The organism is Streptomyces sp. NPDC016851, assembly GCF_055562795.1.
This window is the reverse complement of sequence record NZ_JBVHEP010000040.1, coordinates 21,549-45,341: the sequence shown is the minus strand read 5'-3', so window position 1 is coordinate 45,341 and position 23,793 is coordinate 21,549. Positions and strand designations below refer to the sequence as shown.

Sequence of the window (23,793 nt, the reverse complement as noted above, 5' to 3'; positions counted from 1 at the left end):
GAAGCAGCGCCCGTCCGGTGACAGCGCCCGCAGCTGGCTCATCGCCACATGCACGCCGGGCCCGGGGATCACCCACACGCCGCCCGCCAGGGCCGCGTCGCTGTCTCCCATGCACAGGCTGTCGCAAGCGGCCGCGATGGCGACGAGCGATGACGAGCAGGAGGTGTCGATCGACAGGCAGGGGCCCTTCAGGTTGAGGGCGTAGGAGATCCTGCTGGCCAGGATCGCGGTGTTGGTGCCCAGGTTCTGGTGGGCGCTGAGCTGCGTCTCGTCGTACTGGCCGCCGTAGCCGTTGGCCGAACACCCGACGAAGACTCCGCACCGCGTGCCGGAGAGCGCCTCGGGGTTGTAGCCGGCCTCCTCGACGCACCGCCAGCTCTCCTGCAGCAGGACGCGCTGCTGCGGATCCATCTGCTCCGCCTCGCTGGGCGAGATGGTGAAGAACAGCGGGTCGAACCGGTCGGCGCCCTCCAGGACCCCCATCCACTTGCTGTACGACTTGCCCGGCGTGCCGGGGCGTTCGTCGTAGAACGCGTCCACCGGCCAGCGGGAGGGCGGCACCTCCGACACGCAGTCGCGTCCCTCGCGGATGTTCCGCCAGAACGCGTCGAGATCCTCGGCCATGGGGAACGCTCCGGACATCCCCACGACGGCGATGTCCACGAGGTCGACGGCGGGACGCTTCTCCTGCGGTACGGCCGGGCTGGACTGCGGCTCGTCCTCCGTGGTCGGCACCGCGTCCAGCTCCTGGGCGAGATGGACCGCGAGTTCACGGAGCGTCGGGTGCCGGTAGACCGCGGTCGCGGACAGCGACAGTCCCAGCCGTGTGTTGATCGCCCTCGTCCAGGTGACGCCCGTGATCGAGTCCAGACCCAGTTCGACGAATGGTGTGTCGTCGTCGAGAGCGGCCTCGGCCAGCTCGAGTTCGGCAGCCAGTGCGGTGCGCAGGAAGCCCAGGAGTCCGGCATCCGGGCGTGCGGGCGCCGCCGGATCCTCGGCGACGGCCGCCTCGACCGGGCCTGCCTCGGCCGGGGCTGCGTCGGCCGGGCTTGCGTCGGCCGGTGCGGGGTTCGTGTCGTCCAGGCTCGCCGCCAGGTGGTCGGCCAGCTCGTCGATCGTGGGATGGCGGTACACCTGGGTGGCGGAGAGGGAGAGCCCGAAGTGGGTGTTCAGTCCCCGGGTCCAGGTCACGCCCGTGATCGAGTCGAGTCCGAGTTCCACGAACGGAACGTCGTCCTCGATCTGCGTGACGGGCAGCTCCAGCTCCGCGGCCAGGCTCTGCCGCAGGTGGGAGACGATGCGGTGACGGCCTGCCTGAGAGACATCGGGATTCATCGTGGTCTTCGCGTCCGGGTTCGGGGTCATTTCTCAACTACTCCTGCGATCCCGTGGTCCGCCCTCGTCATGGCGAGGGACGGCGACGCGATCTGTTCGATGTGCCGCTGCAACGTCGTGTTCAGGGCGTCGGGTGCCTCGAGCATCGCGAAGTGCCCGACGCCCGGGATCACATCCACTTCGGCGCCGTGCCTGCGGGCGGCGTCCAGGTTGGTCGGCATCCAGTCGCTCGAGTTGACGAGCACCAGCGGTGCGTCGATGCGTTCGGGCAGGGTCTGCAGGTACGCCAGCATCTCCCTGAACACGGCCGCGATGATCTCGCCGCCCACCTGGGCGCGCGAGCGTTCCACCAGCTCGACCAGCTCGGGAGGGGGCGTCCCGACGAACATCTCCTCCGCCCGCACCGGGTGGTCGGCGTGGGAGCGCACGAACCTGTCGATCTGACGGGCACTCAGCGGCTTGGGGTCCAGGTTGTGCAACGTGTCCACGCCGATCAGGCCGCGGACCGTCGTGGTCAGCAGCGGCGCGGCCGCCAGCATCACCGGGCCGCCCAGCGAGTGGCCGACCAGGATCACCTCCTCGACGTCCGCGCGCTCGACCACCGCGGCCACGTCACGGGCGAACGCCTCGACGGTCCACCGCTGCCGGTCGCGACCGGAGTGGCCGTGTCCGGCGAGATCGAGCGTGATCACCGTGTACCGGTCCTGGAAGTGCGGGACCTGCCCATGCCAGTACGTGGCGTCGCAGCCGAGGCCGTGGATGAACACCAGCCCGGTCCGGCCGTTTCCCTGGACGTGGTGGTGGATCGGGGTGCCGTCCGCGGACCGGGCGAAGGCGCCCGGCCCGTGCACGTCCCGGCGGTCACCACTCGCGGGCTTGCGCGCGATCACACCGGCATGCTCCATGTCGGGGCCGGGAGCTCCGGTGGCCTTGCGGTCCACGCCCACGGCGCCGAAGAACCCGGCCCGCTCCACGGCGAAGCCCGCCGCTTCGCACTCCCTGCGGAAGACGTCCGGGTCGAGGGCGTTGATCAGGCTCGGTCCCCCGGCGACGTCCACGGCGTCGAAGTGGTCCTCGACGTTCTCGATGTAGCCGGGCCAGGGGTCGCCGGCGCGCTTGCGCTCCTCGTAGTCGGCGGCCTTGGCGGCCCAGTAACCGAAGTAGGGGGAATCCGTGCTGAGGAACACCTTCCCGCCCGGCACCAGCCACCGGAACATCTTGCCCAGCATCACCCGCAGGTCCTGCGGGCCGAGGAAGTGCAGGACTCGCCCGGCGTGGATCGCGGTGAAGCGCTCATCGGCGAAGTCGACGTCCGGCAGCGTGCCGCGCACGAGCGACAGCCGTCGCCCGGCCTCCGCGGTGACGCGCTGTTCCAGGATGTCCAGGTGTTTCTGCTCCATGTCCAGCGCGACGACCCTGGCTCCCCGCTCCAGCGCGGCGATGCTGGCGACGCCGTACGCGCAGCCCATGTCCAGCACTTCGCCACCGCAGGCCCCGGCGTACTCGGCGAAGTCCGCGGAGTACGGGATGAGCTGCTCAACCATGACGCCGGTGCGGTTGAGCGTGGCCACCATGCCGCCGAAGCCGATGTCGGCGGCCGACTTCAGGTCCTCGAGGATGTCGTGCTCCCGGGTCGCGTCGGTGCGCTGGCGGGGAGCGCCCGCGTGCTCGGATCCGCGGGGCAGCGGTGTCAGCCGCACGGGTGGCCTGTCGGCCGGGCGTATGTCGAGCGCGCGCGGGTAGGTCGCGAGGCCGGCCAGCACGACACGGCCCGGCCCGGGCACGGGCGGGGCGGCGGCGCCGGTCTCGAGCCGGGCAGCGGCGCTGCCCTCGGCCAGGACTGTGGTGCGCCCCTCGGCCAGGACTGTGGTGCCCGGCACGGACGGGGCCGCGCCGCCCGGCTCGGCCGGCGCGGTGTGCGGTGCCGGCCGTGTTCCGGTGCCGACCCAGTAGCGGTTGCGGGCGAACGGGTAGGCGGGCAGCCGTAGCCGTTCCGGACGACGCCCGTCGTGTGTCGTGGACGGCCACCCGATCGTGTGGCCTTCGACGTAGCGCTCGGCCAGCGCGACCAGCGCCCGGCGGCGTTCCCCGGCAGCCAGCCCGGTGTCCCGCGCCTGCCGGAGCCAGGCGTCGACGCGCTTCTCGTCGGCGGCGTCGGCCCTGAAGTTTCGCGGCACCGTGCCGGTGAAGCACGGGGCGTCCGCCGGGGCACCACCTGCCGCACGCCACTGCTTCCAGCGGGCGGCCGCCTCGTCGAGGCTGCCCGCCACGACGGCGCACCGGTGCCGGAAGTGGTGCCGTCCCGTGAACAGCGTCTCGGCGAGGCGCGGCAGGTCGGCGTCCGTGAGCTCCCCGCGGTCGATCCAGGCGAGCAACTCGTCGACCAGCCGTTCCAGCGACTCCTCGGTCTTGGCCGACAGGGGCAACAGGACGTACGGCGCCGGCTCGGCGTGGGTCGACCGGCGGCCCGTGTACTGCCGTACGACCACGTGGGCGTTGGTGCCGCTCATCCCGAAGGCGCTGACTCCTCCGATCCTCGGCCTGCCCGACGGGGTCGTCCAGGCCCGGGTCGTGGTGTTGACGTGGAACGCGCTGTCGGTCCAGTCGATGTACTCGTTGTCCCGTTCGCAGTGGAGGCTGGCCGGGATGACGCCCCGGCGCACCGACTCCGACAGGGAGATCAGGCTGACCAGACCGGATGCGGCGAAGGTGTGACCGACGTTGGTCTTCGTGGAGGTCAGGGCGCAGAATCCGCGCCTGTCCGAGGGCGGGAAGACCTCCCGCAGGGCGTTGACCTCGACGGGGTCGCCCAGCTTCGTCCCCGTGCCGTGGGTGACGATGTGGCCGATGTCCTCGGGGTCGACACCGCCGCGCTCGTAGACGGATGCGAGCAGTTCGCGCTGTGCCTCGCCGGCGGGCGCTGTGATGCCGTTGGTCCGGCCGTCGTAGTTGAGCCCGCTCGCCACGATCAGGCTGTGGATCGGGTCGCCGTTGGCCTCCGCCGCGTCCAGCGGCCTGAGCACCAGCGCGACCGCCGCCTCGCCGGGCACCATGCCGTCGGCGCCCTGGTCGAACGTGCGGCAGCGGCCGGTCGGCGAGAGCATTCCCGCTTGTTCCATCGCCGCCAGCGACTCCTGCGTCAGCACGAAGTTCGCCGCCGCGACGACGGCGATGTCGCACTCCTTGGCGCGCAGGCTCGCGCACGCCTGGTGCAGCGCTGTCAGGCCCGACGAACAGGAGGTGTTGACGGCCAGCACCGGGCCCTTGAGGTCGAGGAAGTAGGACAGCCGGGCGGCCAGGACGCCGTCGTGGTTGGACGTCAGGTTGCCGCCGTTCCCGACCAGCAGCTGGTAGTCACCCTGCTCCACGCCGACGAACACGCCCACCCGGCGGCCGGCCAGTTCCTGCGCGCCAAGGGCTGCGTCCTCCAGCGCCTTCCAGCACTCCTGCAGGAGGTGGCGCTGACGCGGATCCATGGTCCGCGCCTCCTTGGGCGAGATCTCGAAGAAGGCGGGGTCGAACTCGTCCGCCCAGTCGATACGGCCCAGCCACCGGTAGCCGTCGCCGGACGGCGGCAGCTCGGCGACCATGTCGCGGCCCTCGACCAATGCCTCCCAGAGGTCGGACACCGAACGGCAGGCGGGGAAGATGCCACTCATGCCGATGATGGCGATCGGTTCGTCGGTGCGCGGCCGGGCGGCGTGCCGCTCGTCGACGTGCCGCTCATCGGCGTGCCGCTCATCGGCGTGCCGCTCATCGGCGTGCCGCTCATCGGCTTGCGGCTCGTTGTCTGCCGTAGGCGCGTCGGACGCCTTGGAGGGGCGTACGGCCGAGTCGTCGAGGGGCAGTTCCGCCAGATGGTCCGTCAGTTCGCCGATGGACGGGTGGTCGTACAGCACTGTGGGCAGCAGCTTCAGCCCGAACCGCTCGGAGACCCGGCGCGCGAACTGGGTGAGGCGGATGGAGTCGAGGCCGAGGTCGGAGAAGTTGGCCTGGTCGTCCAGCTTGCTCGCAGGCGTCTTGAGGACGTCCTGAGCGATGTCGCGCAGAGCACTCGCCAACGTCTCCTTGCCCAGCTCGCGCCCGCTCCGCGCCGCGTCACCGGTTTGGGGGTACGAACCGTGCTGCGCCTCCCGAACCGCCTGCCGTTCCCGCCCGGCGCCCGGCGCGACAGCGCGCTCGATGAGCACCCGGGCCTCCCGGGGGGAGGCCTGGAGGACGAGCGGCGCGGCATGGCCGGTCGCCAGGAGGTCCTCAAGAACCGCGAGTGCCGTCGGCGTGGCCAGGGGGCGCTGACCGCTGGAGGCGAGATACGCCTCGACGAAGTCGCCGTCCGCACGCCGCTGCACGGCGGCGCCCATGCCGCCCTCCTCCCAGAGCGGCCATTCGATGGCGATGTGCCGAGGACCGGCGGACCCTCGCTCCCGCAGAGCGCGCGCGTACGCCGCCTGGAAGCGGTTGGCCACCGCGTAGTCGCAGCTGCCGAAATCGCCGAGGGTGGCGGCGCTGGAGGAGAAGTGGCAGAGGAAGTCCGGCGGACGGGCGGTGAACGCCTCTGCGATCGCCTGGTCCAGGGCCAGCGTGCCCCGCACCTTCGCCTCGAAGACCGCCTCGACCGACTGGACGGACTTGTCCGTCAGCGGCACGGCGTCCGCCGTACCGGCCGCGTGCACGACACCGTCGATCCGGGCCATGGTCTCGGGCAGCCCGGCGATGCGCTCGGCGAGCGCCGGAGCGTCGGTCACGTCCAGCCGCCAGCAGACCACCTCGCCGCCGTGCCGGCGCAGCGTCGCCACCCACCTGTCGTCGGCGGGCCGCAGCGGCGACCGCCCGACGAGGACGAGGTTCGCTCGGTACTCCCGCGCCAGGTGCTCGGCGACTCGGCGGCCGAGCCCTCCGAACGCACCGCTGACGAGGTAGGTTCCGCCCGGCCGCAGGACCGTCGTGGGCTGCGACGGCACGTCGATGCTCTCCACCCGGCAGACGTGCCGTCGACCCGCCCGGTAGAGGGCACTGACCGTGCGCGGCTGTCGCTGCTCGGTGAGGAGCAGGGCGGCCCAGCGTTCGGCGGTGAGCGCGTCGTCGTGCGCCACCACGCGCAAGGTGGTGCGGGGCAGCACGCCCGCGAGCGACCTCTCGTAGCCGATCAGGGCGTCCAGCACGGCCTGTTCGACGGCGTCGCGGAAACGGCCTGCCACGAGGAGGTCCTCGGCCTCCAGCTCGGCCGCGGCGAGAGCACGTAGCAGGATCGCCACGTCGGTGAGGCGACGGACGCCGTTGGTGCCGTCGTCCTCGTGCTCGGTGAGCCAGAGGTAATGGACGGCACGGACAGGGCCGTGCTCCGCGGCGACGGCGGTGAGGGCACGCCGCCAGCTCTCCTCGTCGCCGCGATCGACTCGGTACACGTCCGGCGAACCGCATCCGGCCGTCTTCGGTTCGCCGGGTTCCGTCGCCACGGCCGCCCCGACCGTCCTGACCTCCTCGACGAAGACCAGCCGGACCTCCGGCGCCTGCTCGCGCACCGCCCGACTGTAGGACTCCCGCTGCTCGGCTCCGGACAGGAAGCAGACGACCACCTGTGGCGTCGGAGCCTCTGCGACGGCGACGTCCTCGGCCGGCTCCGGCGTCCAGCGCTCCTCGAAGAACTGGAGCGGCACGGCGGCATCGGTGACCCGCGGCGCGGGGGCGGCCGCCGGGACGGCTCCGTCCACGGGCAGCCAGTAGTGATCCTCGGCGAAGGGGTAGGTGGGCAGACTGACCCGCCGTGGGTGCGTGCCCTCCGGGTAGAGCAGGTGCCACGGGACCGGGTGGCCGTCGGCCCAGAGGCGTGCGACCTTCTCCAGCCGGCCTTCGGCCACCCACTGCCGCACGAGCCGCTGGTGGTCGTCCTCGTCCAGGAGAGCCGTGCCCCCGGCAGGTTCGCCGGGTCGGCCACGGACGTACCGGCCTTCCTCGCCTGCGGCGAAGTCCTCCAGGGCACCGACCAGTTCCCCGACGTCACGCACCACGAAGGCCACGCGTTCGGGCATCTCGGTCCGCCCTGCCTGAAGGGTGAAGGCCACATCGGCCAGTTCCGGCCCGGCGGCGCCTTCGTCCTCCGTCAGCCGGAGGGTCAGGTCGCGGGCGTACCGCTGAAGGGCGTCCGTCGTACGGGCCGACAGGGGCACCACGTACGGTCCGGCGAAAACCGCGCCCGGCTGCCTGGCGGGCGGCTGCTCCAGGATGGCGTGGACGTTGGTGCCTCCGATGCCGAAGGAGCTCACCGCGGCGCGCAGCGGTTTCCGTGACGGCGGCAGCTCGGTGAGCCGGTCGACCACGTAGAACGGCGAGTCCGCGAAGTCGATCTCCGGGTTCGGTGTGCGGAAGTTGACGGTGGGCGGCATCAGCCGGTCACGGACGACGAGCGCGGCCTTGAGGCAGCCCGCGAGCCCGGCGGCGGCGTCGAGGTGTCCGAGGTTGGACTTCACCGAGCCGATGCCACAGAAGCCGGCCCTGTCGGTGTGCCCGCGGTAGGCCTCCGTCAGCGCCATCACCTCGATGGGGTCTCCGAGCCTGGTGCCGGTGCCGTGCGCCTCCAGGTAGGCGACCGTGTCGGCGTCGATCCCGGTGCTGTCGAGCGCCGCCGCGACCACCTCGGCCTGGCCGGCGACACTGGGTGCGTAGTAACCGGCCTTGCGGGCGCCGTCGTTGTTCATGGCGACCCCGCGGAGCAGGGCGTAGATCTGATCGCCGTCCCTCAGGGCGGCGCGGGCGTCCTTGAGTACGACCACCACGACGCCCTCGCCGCCGACCATGCCGTCGGCGTCGGCGTCGAAGGGCCGGCAGTGCCCGTCGGAGGAGAGGGTCAGGCCCTCCTCGTACAAGTGGCCCACGGTGTTCTCGCCGTACAGCGCGGCGCCGCCGACGAGCGCGTGCGTGGTGTTCCCGGACCGGATGCTCTGGAAGGCCAGCGCCAGCCCGGCCAGCGAGGACGAGCAGTTGCTGTGCACGTACAGGCTGGGGCCGTGCAGGCCGAGCCGGTGCGAGATGGTCGTCGGGATCGTGCCGGGCTGGGCGTGCAGGAAGTTCACCAGGGCCTCGGCGTCCCGCCGGGCGGTGCGGGCCGCGAGCGGCGCCTGGTACAGCGTGTTGCTCGTCGACATGAACACTGCGGCGTCGGCGAGGTCCTGCGGCAGGTGGCCGGCGTCCTCCACCGCCTTCCAGGAATGCTGGAGCAGCAGCCGCAGCTGCGGGTCCATCAGCTCGGCGTCCCTCGCCGAGACCTGGAAGAAGTCCGCGTCGAAGGACCCCTTGCCCGTCATGGCGGCGCGCACCGGCACGAAGTGCGGATCCTCGATCAGCTCGGCGTCCACGCCCAGGCGGCGCAGCTCGTCCGTGGAGCACAGTTTCACGCCCTCGACGCCGTCGAGGAGACCCCGCCAGAACCGTCGGTGGTCCTCCGCACCCGGCAGGCGGCAGGAGACGCCGATGATGGCCACGCTGTCGGCGAGGTACTCGGGCGGCGCCTCCCCGGCGACCGCTCCGCCCCCATCGGGGATACCCGCGGGCGCCGCCGGGTCGTTCACGGTCACCGGGGCGTTCCCGGCCGACGAGGCGATCCCGGCCGACGAGGCGATCCCGGCCGACGGGGCGATCCCGGTCCGGTCGCGCTGAGCGCGCAGGTGTGCGCTCATCTCGCGGGCATTGCCGCACTTGAAGACCTCGGCCGTGCTGAACGGCATGCCGTAGCGCTTGCCGGCTCGGTCGGCGAGCACCGCCGCCAGGACGGAGTTGCCGCCCGCGTCCATGAAGGCGTCGGTCGCCCGGAGGTTGTCGACCCCGAGGACGTCCCGCCACAGGGCGACGACGTCGTCTTCGTCAGGCGTGGGCCCGCCCGCCCCGGCAGCCGTGACGCCGGGCATGGTCGCCACGTGTGCCGCGTCGCGCGGGCCCGGCAGCACGACGCCGCGTTGGGCCAGCGCCTTCCTGTCCACCTTGTTGTTCGGGGTCCGGGGAAGCCGGTCGACCGGCAGGATGAACGCCGGGATCATGTAGTCCGGCAGGCTCGCGGCGAGGTGCCGGGCGAGGTCGTCGGCGTCGGCGTACCCGCCTTTCCGCGCGGGCGTGTGGTACGCCACGAGCTGGGCGCCGCCCACCCGGGTCCGGGCGACCACCGCGCACTCCCCCACGTCCGGGTGACGGGCCAGGACATGCTCGATCTCGCCGAGTTCGACGCGGAAGCCACGGACCTTCACCTGGGAGTCGAGGCGCCCCAGGTACTCGACCGAGCCGTCGCCGAGCCGGCGTGCCAGGTCTCCCGTCCGGTAGAGCTTGGTGCCGGGTGCGAACGGGTTGTCGGCGAACCGCTCCGCGGTCAGCTCCGGCTTGTTGAGGTATCCGGTGGACAGCCCGTCGCCCGCGATGCAGAGCTCGCCCGGCACGCCGGTGGGCGCAAGGCGTCCCCGCGCGTCCAGGATGTGGATCTGGGTGTTGCCGATCGGCCGGCCGATGGTGACGCGGCGGCCCGCCCGGATCCGTTCGACGGTCGACCAGACGGTCGTCTCCGTAGGGCCGAACAGATTCCACGCCTCGCACCCGAGCGCGACGAACCGCTCCTGCAACACCGCCGGCAGCGCCTCGCCGCCACAGAGGACGCGTACCCCCTCGTCATTGGTCCAGCCGGCGTGGAACAGCATGGTCCAGGTCGACGGGGTCGCCTGCATCACGGTGGGCCGGACCTCGCCGATCAGCTCGGCGAGGCGCTGTCCGTCCCGCGCGGTGCCGGGGTCGCACAGGTGGACCTGTCCTCCGGTGACGAGCGGCAGGAAGAGCTCCAGGGCGGCGATGTCGAAGCTGTGCGTGGTGACCGCCAGCATCCGGTCGTCCGGGCCGATCCCGGGCCGCTCTGCCATCGAGCAGAGGAAGTTGGTGAGCGCGTGATGGGGGATCATCACCCCCTTGGGGTCGCCCGTGCTTCCGGAGGTGTAGATCACGTACGCCAGGTCGGCACCGCCGGCTCGGCGCCCGTGCGGGCCCGGCGCGTGACGGTGCGTCCCCGCCGCTGCCCGTCCCCCGGTGAGCACCTCGTCGACGAGCACGATGCGCGGCGTGGCCCCGGCCGGTGCGGTCCGTGCGGCTTGGGCGGCGAGGTCCGAGGCCCGCTCCCGCAGTGACGACCGGCTGAGGAGGGTGTGCGCCCCGGCGTCCCGGAGGATGTGGGTGAGCCGGTCGCGGGGATAGTCCGGGTCCAGCGGAATGTAGGCGCCGCCCGCCTTCATGGTCCCCAGCAGTGCGACGACCAGGTCGAGGGAGCGTTCCATGAGCACCGCGACCAGGCTGCCCGGTCCCACGCCCAGGTCTGCCAGCCGGTCCGCCAGCAGCGTGGCGCGCGCGTCGAGTTCGCCGTAGGTGAGGGAGCCCTCGCCGGACACCAGCGCGAGTGCTTGGGGGGTGCGCGCCGCCTGCTCCGCGAACAGTTCGTGCACGCACCGGTCGGGGTGGCTCGCGCGGGTGTCGTTCCACGTCACGGTCAGGGTGTGCCGCTCCTCGGGGGAGATCAGCGAGCAGTCCTCGATGCGCTGGTGCGGCTCGGCCAGGACGCTCTCCAGGAGCTGGAGGTACTGGCCCGCCAGGATGCGGACCGTCTCCGGGTCCAGCAGGTCCGGCACGTACTTCCAGTTGAGGTGGAAGCCGCCTCCCGGCTCGTGGGGCTCGATCACCTCCAGGACGAGTTCGTACTCGCCCTCCTGGTGGATCCCCTCCACGTAGGTGAAGGAGGCGGCGTCGGCGGTGAGGTCCTCGTGCCAGTCCTGGTACATGAAGGCGTGGCCGAAGACGGGCGGGCGCCCGTCGGTCGTGGACAGACCGAGCTCGCGCACCAGCGCGGCGAACGGGTAGACGTTGGCGAGGTCGCCGAGCAGGTTCTTCTGGACCTGTCCGCACAGCTCGGAGAAGGGCTGCTCGCCCGTCACCCGACTGCGTACGGGCACCATGTCGACGAAGTATCCGAGGGTCCCGGCGAAGCGCTCGTCGCGCCTGTTCACCGGCATGCCCACGATCACGTCGTCGTGCCGCGTGTGCCGGCTCAGCAGGACCTTGAACGCCGCCAGGAACGCCGCGGACGTGTAGACCCCGCGGTCCCGGGCGAAGCGCGCGATGCGTTCGCTCAGCTCCGCCGGGAGCCGCTGCGGCTCGGTGGCACCGTGCAGGCCGCCTTCCCCGGCCGCGCGCGGCCGGGCGGTGGGCAGCGTCAGGACCGGCAGCGGGCCGGCCAGCCGCTCCCGCCAGTACGCGAGGCGCCGTCCGCCGTCCTCGCCGTGCACCGCGGCGGCCTCGTCGGCCACGAACTGCTCGTATCCGGCGCCGGCCGGGGGCCGGATGGGTGCCCGGCCCGCGGCCAGGTCCCGGTAGTCGGCCAGTAGTTCCTTGACGAGCAGGACGGCGGAGGTGCCGTCGAGGACGAGGTGGTGGGCGTTGAGCAGCACCCAGGACTCGTCGCCCGGCGTGTGGAAGACGTGCAGCGTGCACAGGGGGCCGTCGTCGAGGTCGATGGGCGCCTTGGCGTGCTCGCGGATGAGCGCGACCGTCTCGTCGTGGCGCATCGCGGGCAGGCGGTGCTCCACGAAGGCGGGCCTCGCGGCCTGGGGCGGCGCCAGCATCAGGCGGCCGTCCTGCACCCGGACCACACCGCCGAGCAGCCGGTGCCGGTCCCGGGCCAGCTCGAAGGCGCGGTGCAGCGCCTCGGCATTCAGCCCGGTCGTCCGGAAGCACAGCGGCACGTTGTAGCCGCTCGCGGCCGGAGCGGCCTTCTGCAGGGTCCACAGCCCCTGCTGCCCTTCCGAAAGCGGGTGGCTCGCGGCCGGTTCACCCGCGGGAGCCTTCCGATCGGCCTCGGCGGACGTGACGGGCAGGGGTACGTCCCGGTCGGTGAGGCGGGCGGCGAGCGCGTCGACGGAACGGTGGTCGATCAGCGACGCGAGTTCGAACTCGGGGTCGAGGTCGCGCTGGATCTCCTGGGCCAACCGCACCATGGCCATGGAGGACAGCCCGAGTTCGAGGAAGTCCTGTGCGGTGCCGACCTGGGACGGCTCGATGCCGAGCGGGCGCGCCACGGACTCACGGAGCCATCGGCGCAGGCTCGTCTCCCGGCCTTCCGCCGGTATCGCCTCCGGTGCCGGGGCGGGGACGGCCCGCGGCGCGAGGACCGCCTGCGGTGCCGGCGCCGCCTCGGCGGCCGGGGTCCGCTCCCGGTACCAGTACTCCCTCCTCTCGAAGGGATACGTCGGCAGGCTGATCCGCCGTGGCGCGCGCTCGCCCTCGTACAGCGACCGCCAGGGGACGACCGCGCCGTCCAGCCACAGCCGCGCCAGCTCGTCGAGGTCGCGGGCCGCGACGGCCGCGGCGACCCGAGGGTCCGGCCCGGCGGTGCCACGGGGAGCCCGGTCCGTGCCGCCCAGCTCGGTGCATCGCCCGGTGCCCGTGCCGTCCGCGTCCGAGAACGCCGTGAGCCGAGCGGCGAGTTCGTCGGCGGAGCGCACCACGCAGGCCATCCGCACCGGCAGTTCGTCGCGCCCCACCTGCAGGGTGTGGGCGAGATCCCGCAGCGACACGGGGCGGTCCTCGCGTGCGGCGCGGCCGAGGAAGTCCGCCAGCCGCCGTGTCGCGGTCCTGAGCTGGTCCGGGGTTCGCGCCGAAAGCGGGACCAGGCAGGGTTCCTCCCCCGCCGACTCGAGCGGCCTGGTCACGTCGTCTCCCCGGTGTTCTTCGATGATCAGGTGTGCGTTCGAGCCTCCCGCTCCGAAGCAGGAGATCCCGGCGCGGCGCGGTATCGGCCGGCCCTCGGCGTCCACCGGGGCCCAGGGGGCGAGCTCCCGCTGGACGAAGAACGGCGACCGTCCGAACACGATCCCGGTGTTCAGTTCCTCGGCGTTGATCGAAGCGGCAAGCTGCCCGTACCGCAGCTGCATCAGGACCTTGGTCAGCCCGGCGATGCCCGAGGCGCTCTCGCAGTGCCCCAGGTTGGACTTCAGCGAGCCGACCGCGCAGTACTGCCCGGGGCGTGCCGTGCCGAACGCCCGGCTCAGCGCGGACACCTCCATGGAGTCGCCGAGCAGGGTCGCCGTACCGTGCGTCTCGACGTAGCTGACCGTGGCGGGATCGACCCCGGCCTCCTCCAACGCCCGGGCGATGACGTCCTGCTGCGCGTGCGGGCTCGGCATGCCGTACCGGCCGGTGCGGCCGCCGGCGTTCACCGCGCTGCCCTTGATCACCGCGTACACGTGGTCGCCCGCGGCCACCGCGTCCTCCAGCGGCCTCAGTACGACTGCCCCCACGCCCTCCGCGGCGAGGAATCCGTCCGCCTGCGCGGAGAACGGCCGGCATCGGTCTCCGGAGGACAGGAGCCCGTGTTCCGCCAGTACGTCGAAGTGGTCGTCGTCCAGCAGCAGGTTGACGCCGCCGGCGATCGCCACGTCGCTGTCCCCGGCACGCAGGCTGCGGACGGCCATGTGGACGGCGGTCAGGGAGGACGAGCACGCCGTGTCCACCGCGAGGCTCGGTCCCTGGAAGTCGAACAGGTACGAGGTGCGGTTGGCGATCGACGAGTGGGCGGTGCGGCTGTTGTACGTCGCGTTCATGACGCCGACGAACACGCCGACGCGTCCGTGCTCGTTGAGCGAGGCCGTCGTGTGCCCGGCGTCCTGGACGGCGCTGTAGGCCGTCTCGACGAACAGCCTCTCCTGCGGGTCCATCGCCGCCGCTTCCCGCTCGTCGATCCCGAAGAAGCCGGCGTCGAAGCAGCCGACGTCCTCGAGGAAACCGCCACGGGGACGCTCCCGGCCCTCCCACCGGCACCACCAGCGGTCTTCCGGGTAGGCGGTGATGGCGCTCACGCCACGGCGCAGGTTCTCCCACAGCGCGTCCGGGTCGTCGGCCTGCGGGTACCGGCCGCCGAGTCCCACGATGGCGATGTCGCCACGACGGGCGGCCGTGGCTGCCGGCGGCGGTCCGGCCGCGTGCTCGCGCAGGGCCACCGCCTGGTCCGCGCGCGGGATCACCGACCGGCCCTCGCGCGGCGCCGCTTCCCGTACCGCGGGCTCGCGCTGACCAAGCACCTCACTCAGGCGCTCGGGGTACGCGGCCACGACGTGTCCGGCGACGTCCCGGATCGTGGGGTGGTCGAAGAACAGGGTGCTGCCGAGCTCAGCGAAGTCCTGGCTCAGCGCGTTGTTGATCTGGACGATGAGGATGGAGTCCAGGCCGTGGTCGAGCAGGTTGTCGTCCGGTCCGAGCCGCTCGGGCGGCAACTTCAGCGCGGCGGCGACGAGTTCGGTGAAGTAGGCGGCCGCCCGCTCGACGAGCGGAGCCGCCGGAGGGGCACCCGGGGCGGGTGCGGCCCGCGTCGGTTCCGGTTCTCCGAGCCCGAACAGCCTGATCAGCTCCGGTCGGCGGGTCGCCGTGAAGTGGCCGACCAGTTCGTCGACGGTCCGCAGCTCGAAGAAGAGCGTGCTGCCGACGTCCTCGAAGTCCGCCGACACGGCGTTGTTCATGCCGGAGACAAGGATGGAGTCCAGCCCGTAGTCGTACAGGTCCCTGGCCGGATCGAGCTCCCCGTCGGTCAGCCGGAGCGTCTGCCGTACCAGCCGCTCGAAGTACTCGGCGGTCCGGGCGCGCAGAGCCGCGTCGAACTCGGCACCACCGCGCACCGGTTCCGCGGGGAGCGAGGCGGAGGCGACCGGCTCCGCCCGACGGGCTTCAGGGGCACGCCGGAAGGCCCCGTCGCTCTCCGCGACGATCAGCTGCTGGCCGAGGGCGCCGGCCGCCGGGTCCGGCTGCCAGACCCGGTGGAAGCCCTCGTCGGTGAGGACTTCCATCCAGCGTTCCGCTTCCAGGACGGGGCTGCCCGGGATGCGCAGATCGGCGTCCCGGTACAGCCACCAGCCGTCCAGCAGCCCGAACGTCAGGTGCGCCGCGACGGAGTTGCGGCTCATCTCGTTCACGAACAGCAGGCCGCCCGGACGCATGGTCGCCTTGACGTGGCGCAGGGTGCGGGCGACGTCGCCGGTTGCGTGGAGCACGTTGGTGGCCACGACCAGGTCGAACCGGCCGAGATCCAGGCCCTGTTCCCCGGGCGACCGCTCCACGTCGAAGAGCCGCGTCGTGAGGTACGGGTAGCTGGGGCGCAGACGTTCCTCGGCGCGGAACAGGAACGCCTTGGACAGGTCGGTGTAGCAGTACTCCTCGATGCGGGACGCCAGTGGCTCGAGTGCCGCGAGCACCTTGGTGCTGGTCGCGCCGGTTCCGGCACCGACCTCCAGGATGCGCAGGCGCCGCGTCGGGTCGTCCTGGCTCCAGCGGCGGACGGCCTCGGCCAGCAGGCGGCTCAGCTCGGTGTTGAAGTGCTCGGCGATCGGGTCGTCACGGTAGACGGCCTCGACCCGCTCGACCGATGAGCCGGGGAACAGGATCTCGGTCGCCGGGCGAGCTCCCGTGAGGATGTCGGGCAGCGCTTCGAGGCACGACTGAACCAGGTCGACCAGCGCCGTCTGGTTCGCGTTCGTCGCCCAGTCGGCCCGCTCGTCCTGCCACCGCGCCCACAGTTCCTCGCCGGGTACGCCCGGTACGAGGGCCATGCGGCGTGGCCCGCTCGGGTCCACCAGTCCGGCGTTCGCGAGCAGCCGGTCGCTCTCGTCGAGCCACCGCCGGTACTTGCCGAGCACCCGCTGGTCCAGGGTGTCGAGACCGAGGTCGCGCACCGTCGCGAAGAGCAGGTGCAGCGCGAGCTCGCCCATCCGCGGATGCGGCAGGTGCCGGCTCAGCCGCTCGACCGCACCGGTCGTGGCCCGGTGGCCCGTCCGCATCGAGGCGAGCACCGAGGCGTGGCGGGCCGGCTCGATCTGGAGCCGCTCGTCCAGCGCGAGGCCGCGCAAGGCCTCGTCTCCGAAGGTCCGCATCAGGACGACCTGGCTGTGTTCGCCTGCCAGGAAGTGCGCCAGGTGGCCGAGCGCCTCCTCGGGCTGGAGGGAATCGACGCCGACGGCTGCCATGCGCTCGCGGTAGAACGCGTCGCTGACCACGCCGGCGACGCCCCAGTAGCCCCAGTTGACGGCCTTGACGACGGGCCGCGCACGGTCCGGGCCGTCGGATCCGCCGGACCAGAGGTCGGGCAGTGCCAGCGCCAGCGCGTCCTTGAACGTGCACCCCGCGGCGTAGTTGGCCTGCCCCGCGTCCCTGATGTAGCTCTCCACCGAGGAGAAGAAGAGGACGAAGTCCAGGGCCTCGCCGCGGAACACGCGGGCGAGGTTGACGCCGACGTCGACCTTGGCGGTCAGGGACGCGCGGAAGCGCTCCTCGTCCATGTTGGCGAGCGTCTTGTCCGCCAGGACGATCGCGGAGTGCACCACTCCGTCGATCCGCCCGTACCGGTCGGTGATCTGCCGGTGCGCGCTGCGCAGGCTCTCCAGGTCGCGCGCGTCGGCCCGCAGATAGACCGGCGCGTCGCCACCGGCCTCCCGCGCCGCCTCGGCGAGGTCACCGAGCCGCCGCTCGATATCGGCGTCGAGGGGACGCCGCCCGAGCCAGACGACGGTGGCCTGGTACCGCTCGATCATGGAGCGGGTCCACAGCTCGCCGATACCGCCCGCCCCGCCGATGACCACGTAGACGCCGTGGCGCCGGTACGGCGGATCGGCCTGGGGCAGCGGCGGTGCCGGCAGCAGTTCCTGCGAGAACCAGCGCCCTCGGCGCAGGGCCAGCGTGGTACCCGGCCGCACGTCCCCGGCGGGTGGGCACAGGCCGGGCAGCCGGGAGAGGTGCGCGGTCAGGTCGGCGGGGAGTTCCCCGGGCAGGTCGACGAGGCGGACGGCCCAGCGGCCGTGCTCCTTGGCGAGGCTGCCCATCAGCCCGTGCACGCTCGCGTGAGTGGGCGCGACGCGCTCTCCCTCGCGCACCCGCTGGGTGCCGAAGGTGAGCACCGTCCACGTCAGCGGCCTGCTGCCGTGGCCGAGGGCGAGCAGCGCCTTGGCGATACGGAAGACCTCGATCACCCCACGCTCCTGGCCGGGGACCATGGTCGCGGTGGCGTCGGGTGCGGGCCCGTCGTCCGGGGCGACCCAGACGACGTGCGCGAGCGGCGGCGCGTCCGGCCCGTCCGGCCGGATCCGGGCGGCGATCTCCTCGACCGAGACGCCCTGCCGCAGCCGGATCGGGCGGTGCCCCGGGTACAGCGTCGCCAGCTCTGCGCGCAGGCGGTCCGAGGCGTCGAAGACGATCACGTCCCCTGCGGGGTCCGCGCCGACGGCGTCGGTTTCCGGGTGGCGCGGCTCCCAGACCGGAAGCAGCGTGTGGAGCGTCGAGGCACGGCCTTTCTCGACGGCGCCGGCATCCTCGGCGAGCGTCCGGTAGGACAGCCCGCGCAGGGCGACGCGGACGCGGCCGCGCTTGTCGGCCAGGTCGATGTCCAGTGCCGTGCCAGCGCCGCCTGCACGGGGCCCGGGCGCCTGCCGCACCCAGGCGTACATGGTCTGCTCGCAGCCGCCGAACACGCGGAGTTCGTCGAGTGCGAACGGGACGGACATCTTCGAGGGAGGGCCGGTCACGTGCCCGGCGTCGGCGGGCTCGTCGAAGCGCGGGTCCAGGCCCAGCGAGGCGTGGATCGCAGCGTCCAGCAGGCCCGGGTGGAGTACGTACGCGCGCAGCGCGTCCCGCAGTGGCCGCGGTACGTGCAGTTCGGCCAGCACCTCGCGGCGCCCCTCCGGCGCGCCGCGGTGCAGCGAGCGGACCAGGCGGAAGGCGGGGCCGTAGTGGACCCCGGCGCGGGCGATGTGGTCGTAGCACTCCTCGCCCGTCATGGGCCGCAGTCGCAGTACCCGCCGCAGCCGCTCCAGCTCGACCGCGGGCGGGCTCACCGGGGCTTCGGCCGACACGTGGCCCTGTACGTGGGCGCGCTCGGCGCCGTCTGCCGGGTCGACGAGCTCGAAGCGCAGCCGGTCACCCGGCCCGCCCGGCGTGCCGGTCCGCTCCGGGTGCAGTGCGACCTCCAGCTCCCGGCCGTCGTCGCCGACGGCGACCGGCCGGATCCAGGTCACGTTTCGCAGCGTCACGGGCGGTACGGCGTCCGCCGCGGTGGGCTGCGCGAGGCGCAGGGCGGCCCGCGCCATCTCCAGGCTCGCCACGGCGGGCAGCAGCCGCCTGCCGCCCACGACGTGGTCGCGCAGCAGGTCCTCGTCGCCGGTGAGAACCGTGCGGTAGCGCGGTCCGTCGAGCCGGGAGACGTTCTCGTGCAGCAGCGGGTGCGGTCGGCGGGCCGTGTCCGCGACGGCCGGCGGCAGGGCGGGCGTGCGCTCCGGCCAGGGGTGTCGTACGGGGCTGAACGGGTAGGTCGGCAGGCTCAGCCGTCGGCACCGCTCGGGCCTCGTCAGGCGCCGCCAGTCGACGTCGGCGCCGCGTACCCAGGCTCGGGCGAGCTTCTTCAGCTTGCCCTTCCTGAACCGGCGGTCGGACGTCTCGTGCTGTTCGTCCCCGGCCGTCCCGCCGCCGGACCTGGTCCTCGGCACTTCTCCGGAGAAGCGCAGCGGCGAGGGCCGGCCGTCGAGGAAGTGCGTCAGCTCGGAGATGAGTTCGTCGAGGTCGCGGACCACGAAGGCCACCCGGTGTGCCATCGGCACCCTGCCGGTCTGCAGCGTGTACGCCAGGTCGCGCAGCCGGATCTCCGTCCGCGTCCGCTCGCCGTCCCGGGTGTGGGAGAGGCGCTCGAGGAGTGCGCGGGCGTACTCGCGGAGGTTGGTGTCGGCGCGGGCGGAGAGCGGCACGAGCTGCGAGGAGCCGTCGTCGGGCCCACCCGGGAGGGCGTCGTGCGTGAACTCCTCGAAGACAGCGTGGGCGTTGCTGCCGCCCAGCCCGATCGAGCTCTGCGCGGCGCGGCGCGGGGACGTGCCCTGGGGCCAGTCCCGCAGGCGGTCGACCACGTGGAAGGGCGACTGGTCGAGCCTCAACTGGGGGTTGGGCCGGGTGTAGTTGATGGTCGGCGGCAGCTGCCGGTGGTACAGGCTGAGCAGGACCTTGATGCAGCCCGCCAGGCCCGCGGCGGCGTCGAGGTGACCGATGTTCGACTTCACCGAGCCGATGCCGCAGTAGCCGGTGTCGGCCGTGGCATCCCGGTACGCCTCGGTCAGGGCGGCCAGTTCGACGGGGTCTCCCAGCTTCGTGCCGGTGCCGTGCGCCTCGACGTAGCCGATCGTCCGCGGGTCGACGCCGGTCCGCTGCAGAACCTGCCGGATCACCCGGGCCTGCCCATTGACGCTGGGGCTGTAGAAGCCGGTGGCCTCGGCGCCGTCGCTGTTGACGGCGACGCCGCGCAGAAGGCCGTAGATGTGGTCGCCGTCCGCCACGGCGGCGCGGGCGGGACGGAGCAGGACGGCCGCCGCGCCCTCGCCGGCGACCATGCCGTCGGCGTCGGCGTCGAAGGCCCGGACGTGGCCGTCGCTGGAGAAGTTGAGGCCGGGCTGGTGGATGTGGCCGTGGCTGTCGGTGCTCGCCGCCGAGGCGGCGGCCACCAGGGCGAAGCCGGTCTCGCCGGCCTGCAGTGAGCGGACGGCGAGTGCGAGAGCGCTCAGCGAGGACGAGCAGTTGGAGTGCACCGACAGGCTCGGCCCGCCGAAACCGAGCTGGTAGGAGATCATCGAGGCGATCGTGCCGCTCTGGCACATCACCCACGACAGGTACTGCTGCGGGTCCTCGACGACTCCCGCGGGGGCGTCCGGGCCGTCCGGTGCGCCGTGGAAGTGGTTGCCACTGGCGACGTAGACGCCGGTGCCCGGGATGTCGCGATGGTCGTACCCGGCGTCCTCGACCGCCTTCCAGGCCTGCAGCAGCAGCTGCCGGAACTGCGGGTCCATCAGGCTCACGTGCTGCGGCGACAGCCGGAAGAACTCGCCGTCGAAGTACTCCTTGCCCTCGATGCCGTACGCGACCGGAACGTGCCGCCGGTTGCGCACGATCCGCTCGGGCACCCCCGCGGCCCGCAGCTCCTGTTCGCTCCAGAACCGCGCGGCCTGCCTGCCCTGCTTGAGGTTCTCCCAGAACCGCCACTGGTCCTGGGCGCCCGGGAAGTTGCAGGCGATCCCCACGATCGCCACCGCGTCCTCGGGCACGTGCGGCGAGGGCACCGGTGCGGACGGTGCCGCCGGAGCCGGGGACGGCGTGTCCGACGCCTGCTCCGGGGCCGGTTCGGGTGACGGTGCCGGTGTCGACGGCGTCCGCACGCCCTGGGCGGCCAGGTGTGCGGCGATGCTGCGGGCGTCACGGTGCTTGAACAGGTCGGCGGCCGTGAACGAGACGTCCAGGCGGCGGCTGATCCGTTCGGCCAGCGTCACCGCCGCCAGGGAGTTGCCGCCCACGTCGAAGAAGGAGTCGGTGGGGCCGAGGCCGGCCACGTCGAGGACGTCGCGCCAGCAGGCGAGGACCTCCGCCTCCACCCCGGCCCGCGACGCGGCGGGCCGAGCGGAGATCTCACGGCGTGTCAGCGCCGTGCGGTCCACTTTGCCGCTGCTGGTCAGCGGCACCGTGTCCAGGGCGACGAAGGAGTCGGGGACCATGTACGCGGGCAGCCGGTCCGACAGGTGGTCCCTGAACCGCCCGCCCCGGTCCGCGTCCGCCGTCTCGGGCCGCCGGGGCACGTAGTAGGCGACGAGCCGCCGGGCGGCGTCCTCGCCTCGCGCGACGACCACGCACTCGGCGATGTCGGGGTGCAGGCCCAGGTGGTACTCGATCTCGCCGGGCTCGACGCGGTAGCCGCGGATCTTCACCTGGAAGTCGGCCCGCCCCAGGTAGTCGATCTCCCCGTCGGCGGTCCGGCGTGCCAGGTCCCCGGTGCGGTACAGCTTGCCGCCGGGTTCCAGCGGATGGTCGACGAACTTCTCCGCCGTCAGCTCCGGCCGGTTCAGATAGCCCCTGGCCAGCCCGTCCCCGGCGATGCACAGCTCCCCGGTCTCGCCCGAGGGCACCGGCCGCAGCCGCTCGTCCAGGATGTGGATCCGGGTCTGCGCAATCGGCCGGCCGATCGTGATCGGCGCGTCGCGGCGCACCAGGGTGCCGGTGGAGTAGACCGTCGTCTCCGTGGGCCCGTACAGGTTCCACACCTGGGTGCCGGTTCCGAGGAAGTACTCCTTGAGCGTCCGGGACAGCGCCTCGCCGCCGCAGAAGGCCCGCAGTGCCTCGGGGTTCGTCCAGCCCGAGCGGAACAACATGGTCCACAGCGCGGGCGTGGCCTGCATGACCGTCGGCCGGACGAGGGCGATGCGTTCCTTGAGCCGCTCGACGTCCTTGATGGTGCCGCTGTCGCACACGTGGACCCGGGCTCCGCACACGAGCGGCAGGAGCAGCTCCACCTGGGCCATGTCGAAGCAGATCGTGGTGACGGCGAACAGCGTGTCGGCCGGGTCCATGCCCGGCTCGACGGCCATCGAGCGGAGCAGGTTGGTCACGCCCCGGTGCGGGATCATGACGCCCTTGGGCTTGCCGGTGCTTCCCGAGGTGTAGATGACATACGCCAGGTCGGACTCGGTCGCCCTGGTCGTCGGAGCGGTGTCCTCGGCGGCGGCCGCGGCGAAGTCCGCCGCCTGCTCGTCGATCACCACCAGGTCGGCGGAGGACCGCGCCGCCCCCGTTTCGGGGAGGCCGGTGAGGAGGTCCCGGGCGCGTTCCTTGAGCCGCGTCCGGGTGACGGTCACGGCGGCGCCGCTGTCGGCCAGGATGTCGGTCAGCCGACCGGCCGGGAGATCCGGGTCGAGGGGGAGGTAGGCCGCTCCCGCGCGGAGGATGCCCAGCAGCGCGACGACCGTGTCGACGGAGCGGTCGAGGAAGACGGCGACCAGGTCGTCGGGCCCGATGCCGCGGGCCCGCAGGTAGGCCGCGAGCGCGCCGCTGCGGCGGTCGAGTTCACGGTACGTCAGGTCCTGGTTTCGGTCGGACACCGCGATCGCGTCGGGCCGCCGCAGTGCCGTGGCCTCGATCATGTCGTGCACACAAGGTCCCTCGCCCGGCGTGCCGAGGTGCGAGGGGTCCGCACCGGTGGGCTCGGCACCGCCGAGCAGCCGCCGCAGGTCGCCGACCGTCGGTGCGAGGTCCGAGGTGACGAGGTCGAGCAGGCGCAGGAACCGGTCCGCCAGCTCCTCGGCGAAAGCCCGCCGGAAGAGTTCGGTGTGGTACTTCCAGTGCAGCCGGTAGCCCTCGCCCTTGCCCCATACCTCGAGGGAGAGCTCGTACTCGCCCTCCTGGTGCAGCTCGTCCACGAGCCGGTACGGGCGGTCGGGGGCGTCGACGCCGTCGAGCACGTCCTGGTAGACGAACGCCGTCTGGAAGACGGGCGCGCGATCCGCCGGCGTGTCCGCGGCCAGTTCCCGCGCCAGGGCGGCGAACGGGTAGCTGTGCAGCATCCCGTCGACGACCTCCCGCTGCACCCGGGACACCAGGTCGGGGAAGGTCTCGTTCCCGGCGAAGGAGATCCGGACGGGCAGCATGTTGATCATGAGGCCCATGGTGTCGGCGAGGTCGGCGCTTCGGCGCTCGTTCACCGGCATCCCGACCATCAGTTCGCGCTCGTCGGAGTAGGAGGCCAAGGTCAGCGCGTAGGCGGCCAGCAGTGTCGTCGAGACGAGGGCGCGCCGGCCGGCGGCCCGCTCCCTGATCCTTTCGGCCAGCTCCGGAGGCAGGTCGCACGAGTAAGTGTCGCCTGCGAAGGGATCCGTCAGCTCCGCGTGCGGCCGCTCGATCGGCAGGCGCAGGACCGGCAGCGGCCCGGAGAGCCTCTCCCGCCAGCGGGCGAGCGCGGCCGGGCCGTGCTCGGCCAGCCGCCGCCGCTCGCCCTCGACGAAGTCGCGGTACGCGGTCGCCTGTTCGCCCGGCTGTGGGGTACGGCCGGCGACCAGGTCCTCGTAGGCCTCGAAGAGGGAGTCGAGCAGCAGGCGCAGGGAGGTGCCGTCGAAGACGATGTGGTGAACGGTGATCAGGACGATGGACTCGGTCGCCGACCGGGTGTAGACACGGATCCGCCACAGGCTGTCGCCGTCCAGGGCGAAGGGCCGCTTGCTCTCCCGTTCCACGACGGCCAGCGCCTCGTCCTCGTCGCGGCCCGTGAGGTCCACGCGGGCGAAGTCGGGCTGCCGACCGGAGTCGACGGACTGGTACGGCGTCCCGTCCTTCTGGCGGATCACCGTGCTCAGCACCGGATGCCGTGCCGCCACCGCCCGGCAGGCCTCCTGGAAGAGGGCCACGTCGAGATCGGCGATCCGCAGGCACACCGGAACGTTGTAGGCGGTCATCGCGGGATACGACCGCTGCAGGACCCACAAGCCGCGTTGCCCCTCGGAGAGCTCATGCTCGTGCTCCCCGGACCGCAGACGCCGCAGCTGGTTCTTCACCTCGCTGTCGCTGATCCTGCCCGCCCGGTAGTCGGCGATGAGCTCGCTGAGATCGTGCTTCATG

The 23,793-nt window shown here is 72.5% G+C and carries 2 protein-coding genes (1 of these 2 cut by a window edge); both read right to left on the bottom strand.

What is annotated here, in order from left to right; genetic code table 11:
* Positions 1–1,365 carry the start of an SDR family NAD(P)-dependent oxidoreductase gene (locus ACZ3I3_RS39400; protein ID WP_467372602.1) on the bottom strand. The gene continues 12,525 nt to the left of window position 1, outside the view, so only the first 1,365 of its 13,890 coding nucleotides appear in the window; its start codon is at positions 1,363–1,365; its stop codon lies beyond the left edge, outside the window.
* Positions 1,362–23,792: an amino acid adenylation domain-containing protein gene (locus ACZ3I3_RS39395; protein WP_467372600.1), complete on the bottom strand. Its 22,431-nt coding sequence runs from the start codon at positions 23,790–23,792 to the stop codon at positions 1,362–1,364. Before ACZ3I3_RS39395 ends, ACZ3I3_RS39400 begins: the two co-directional genes overlap by 4 nt.
* Position 23,793: the final 1 nt, after the last annotated feature.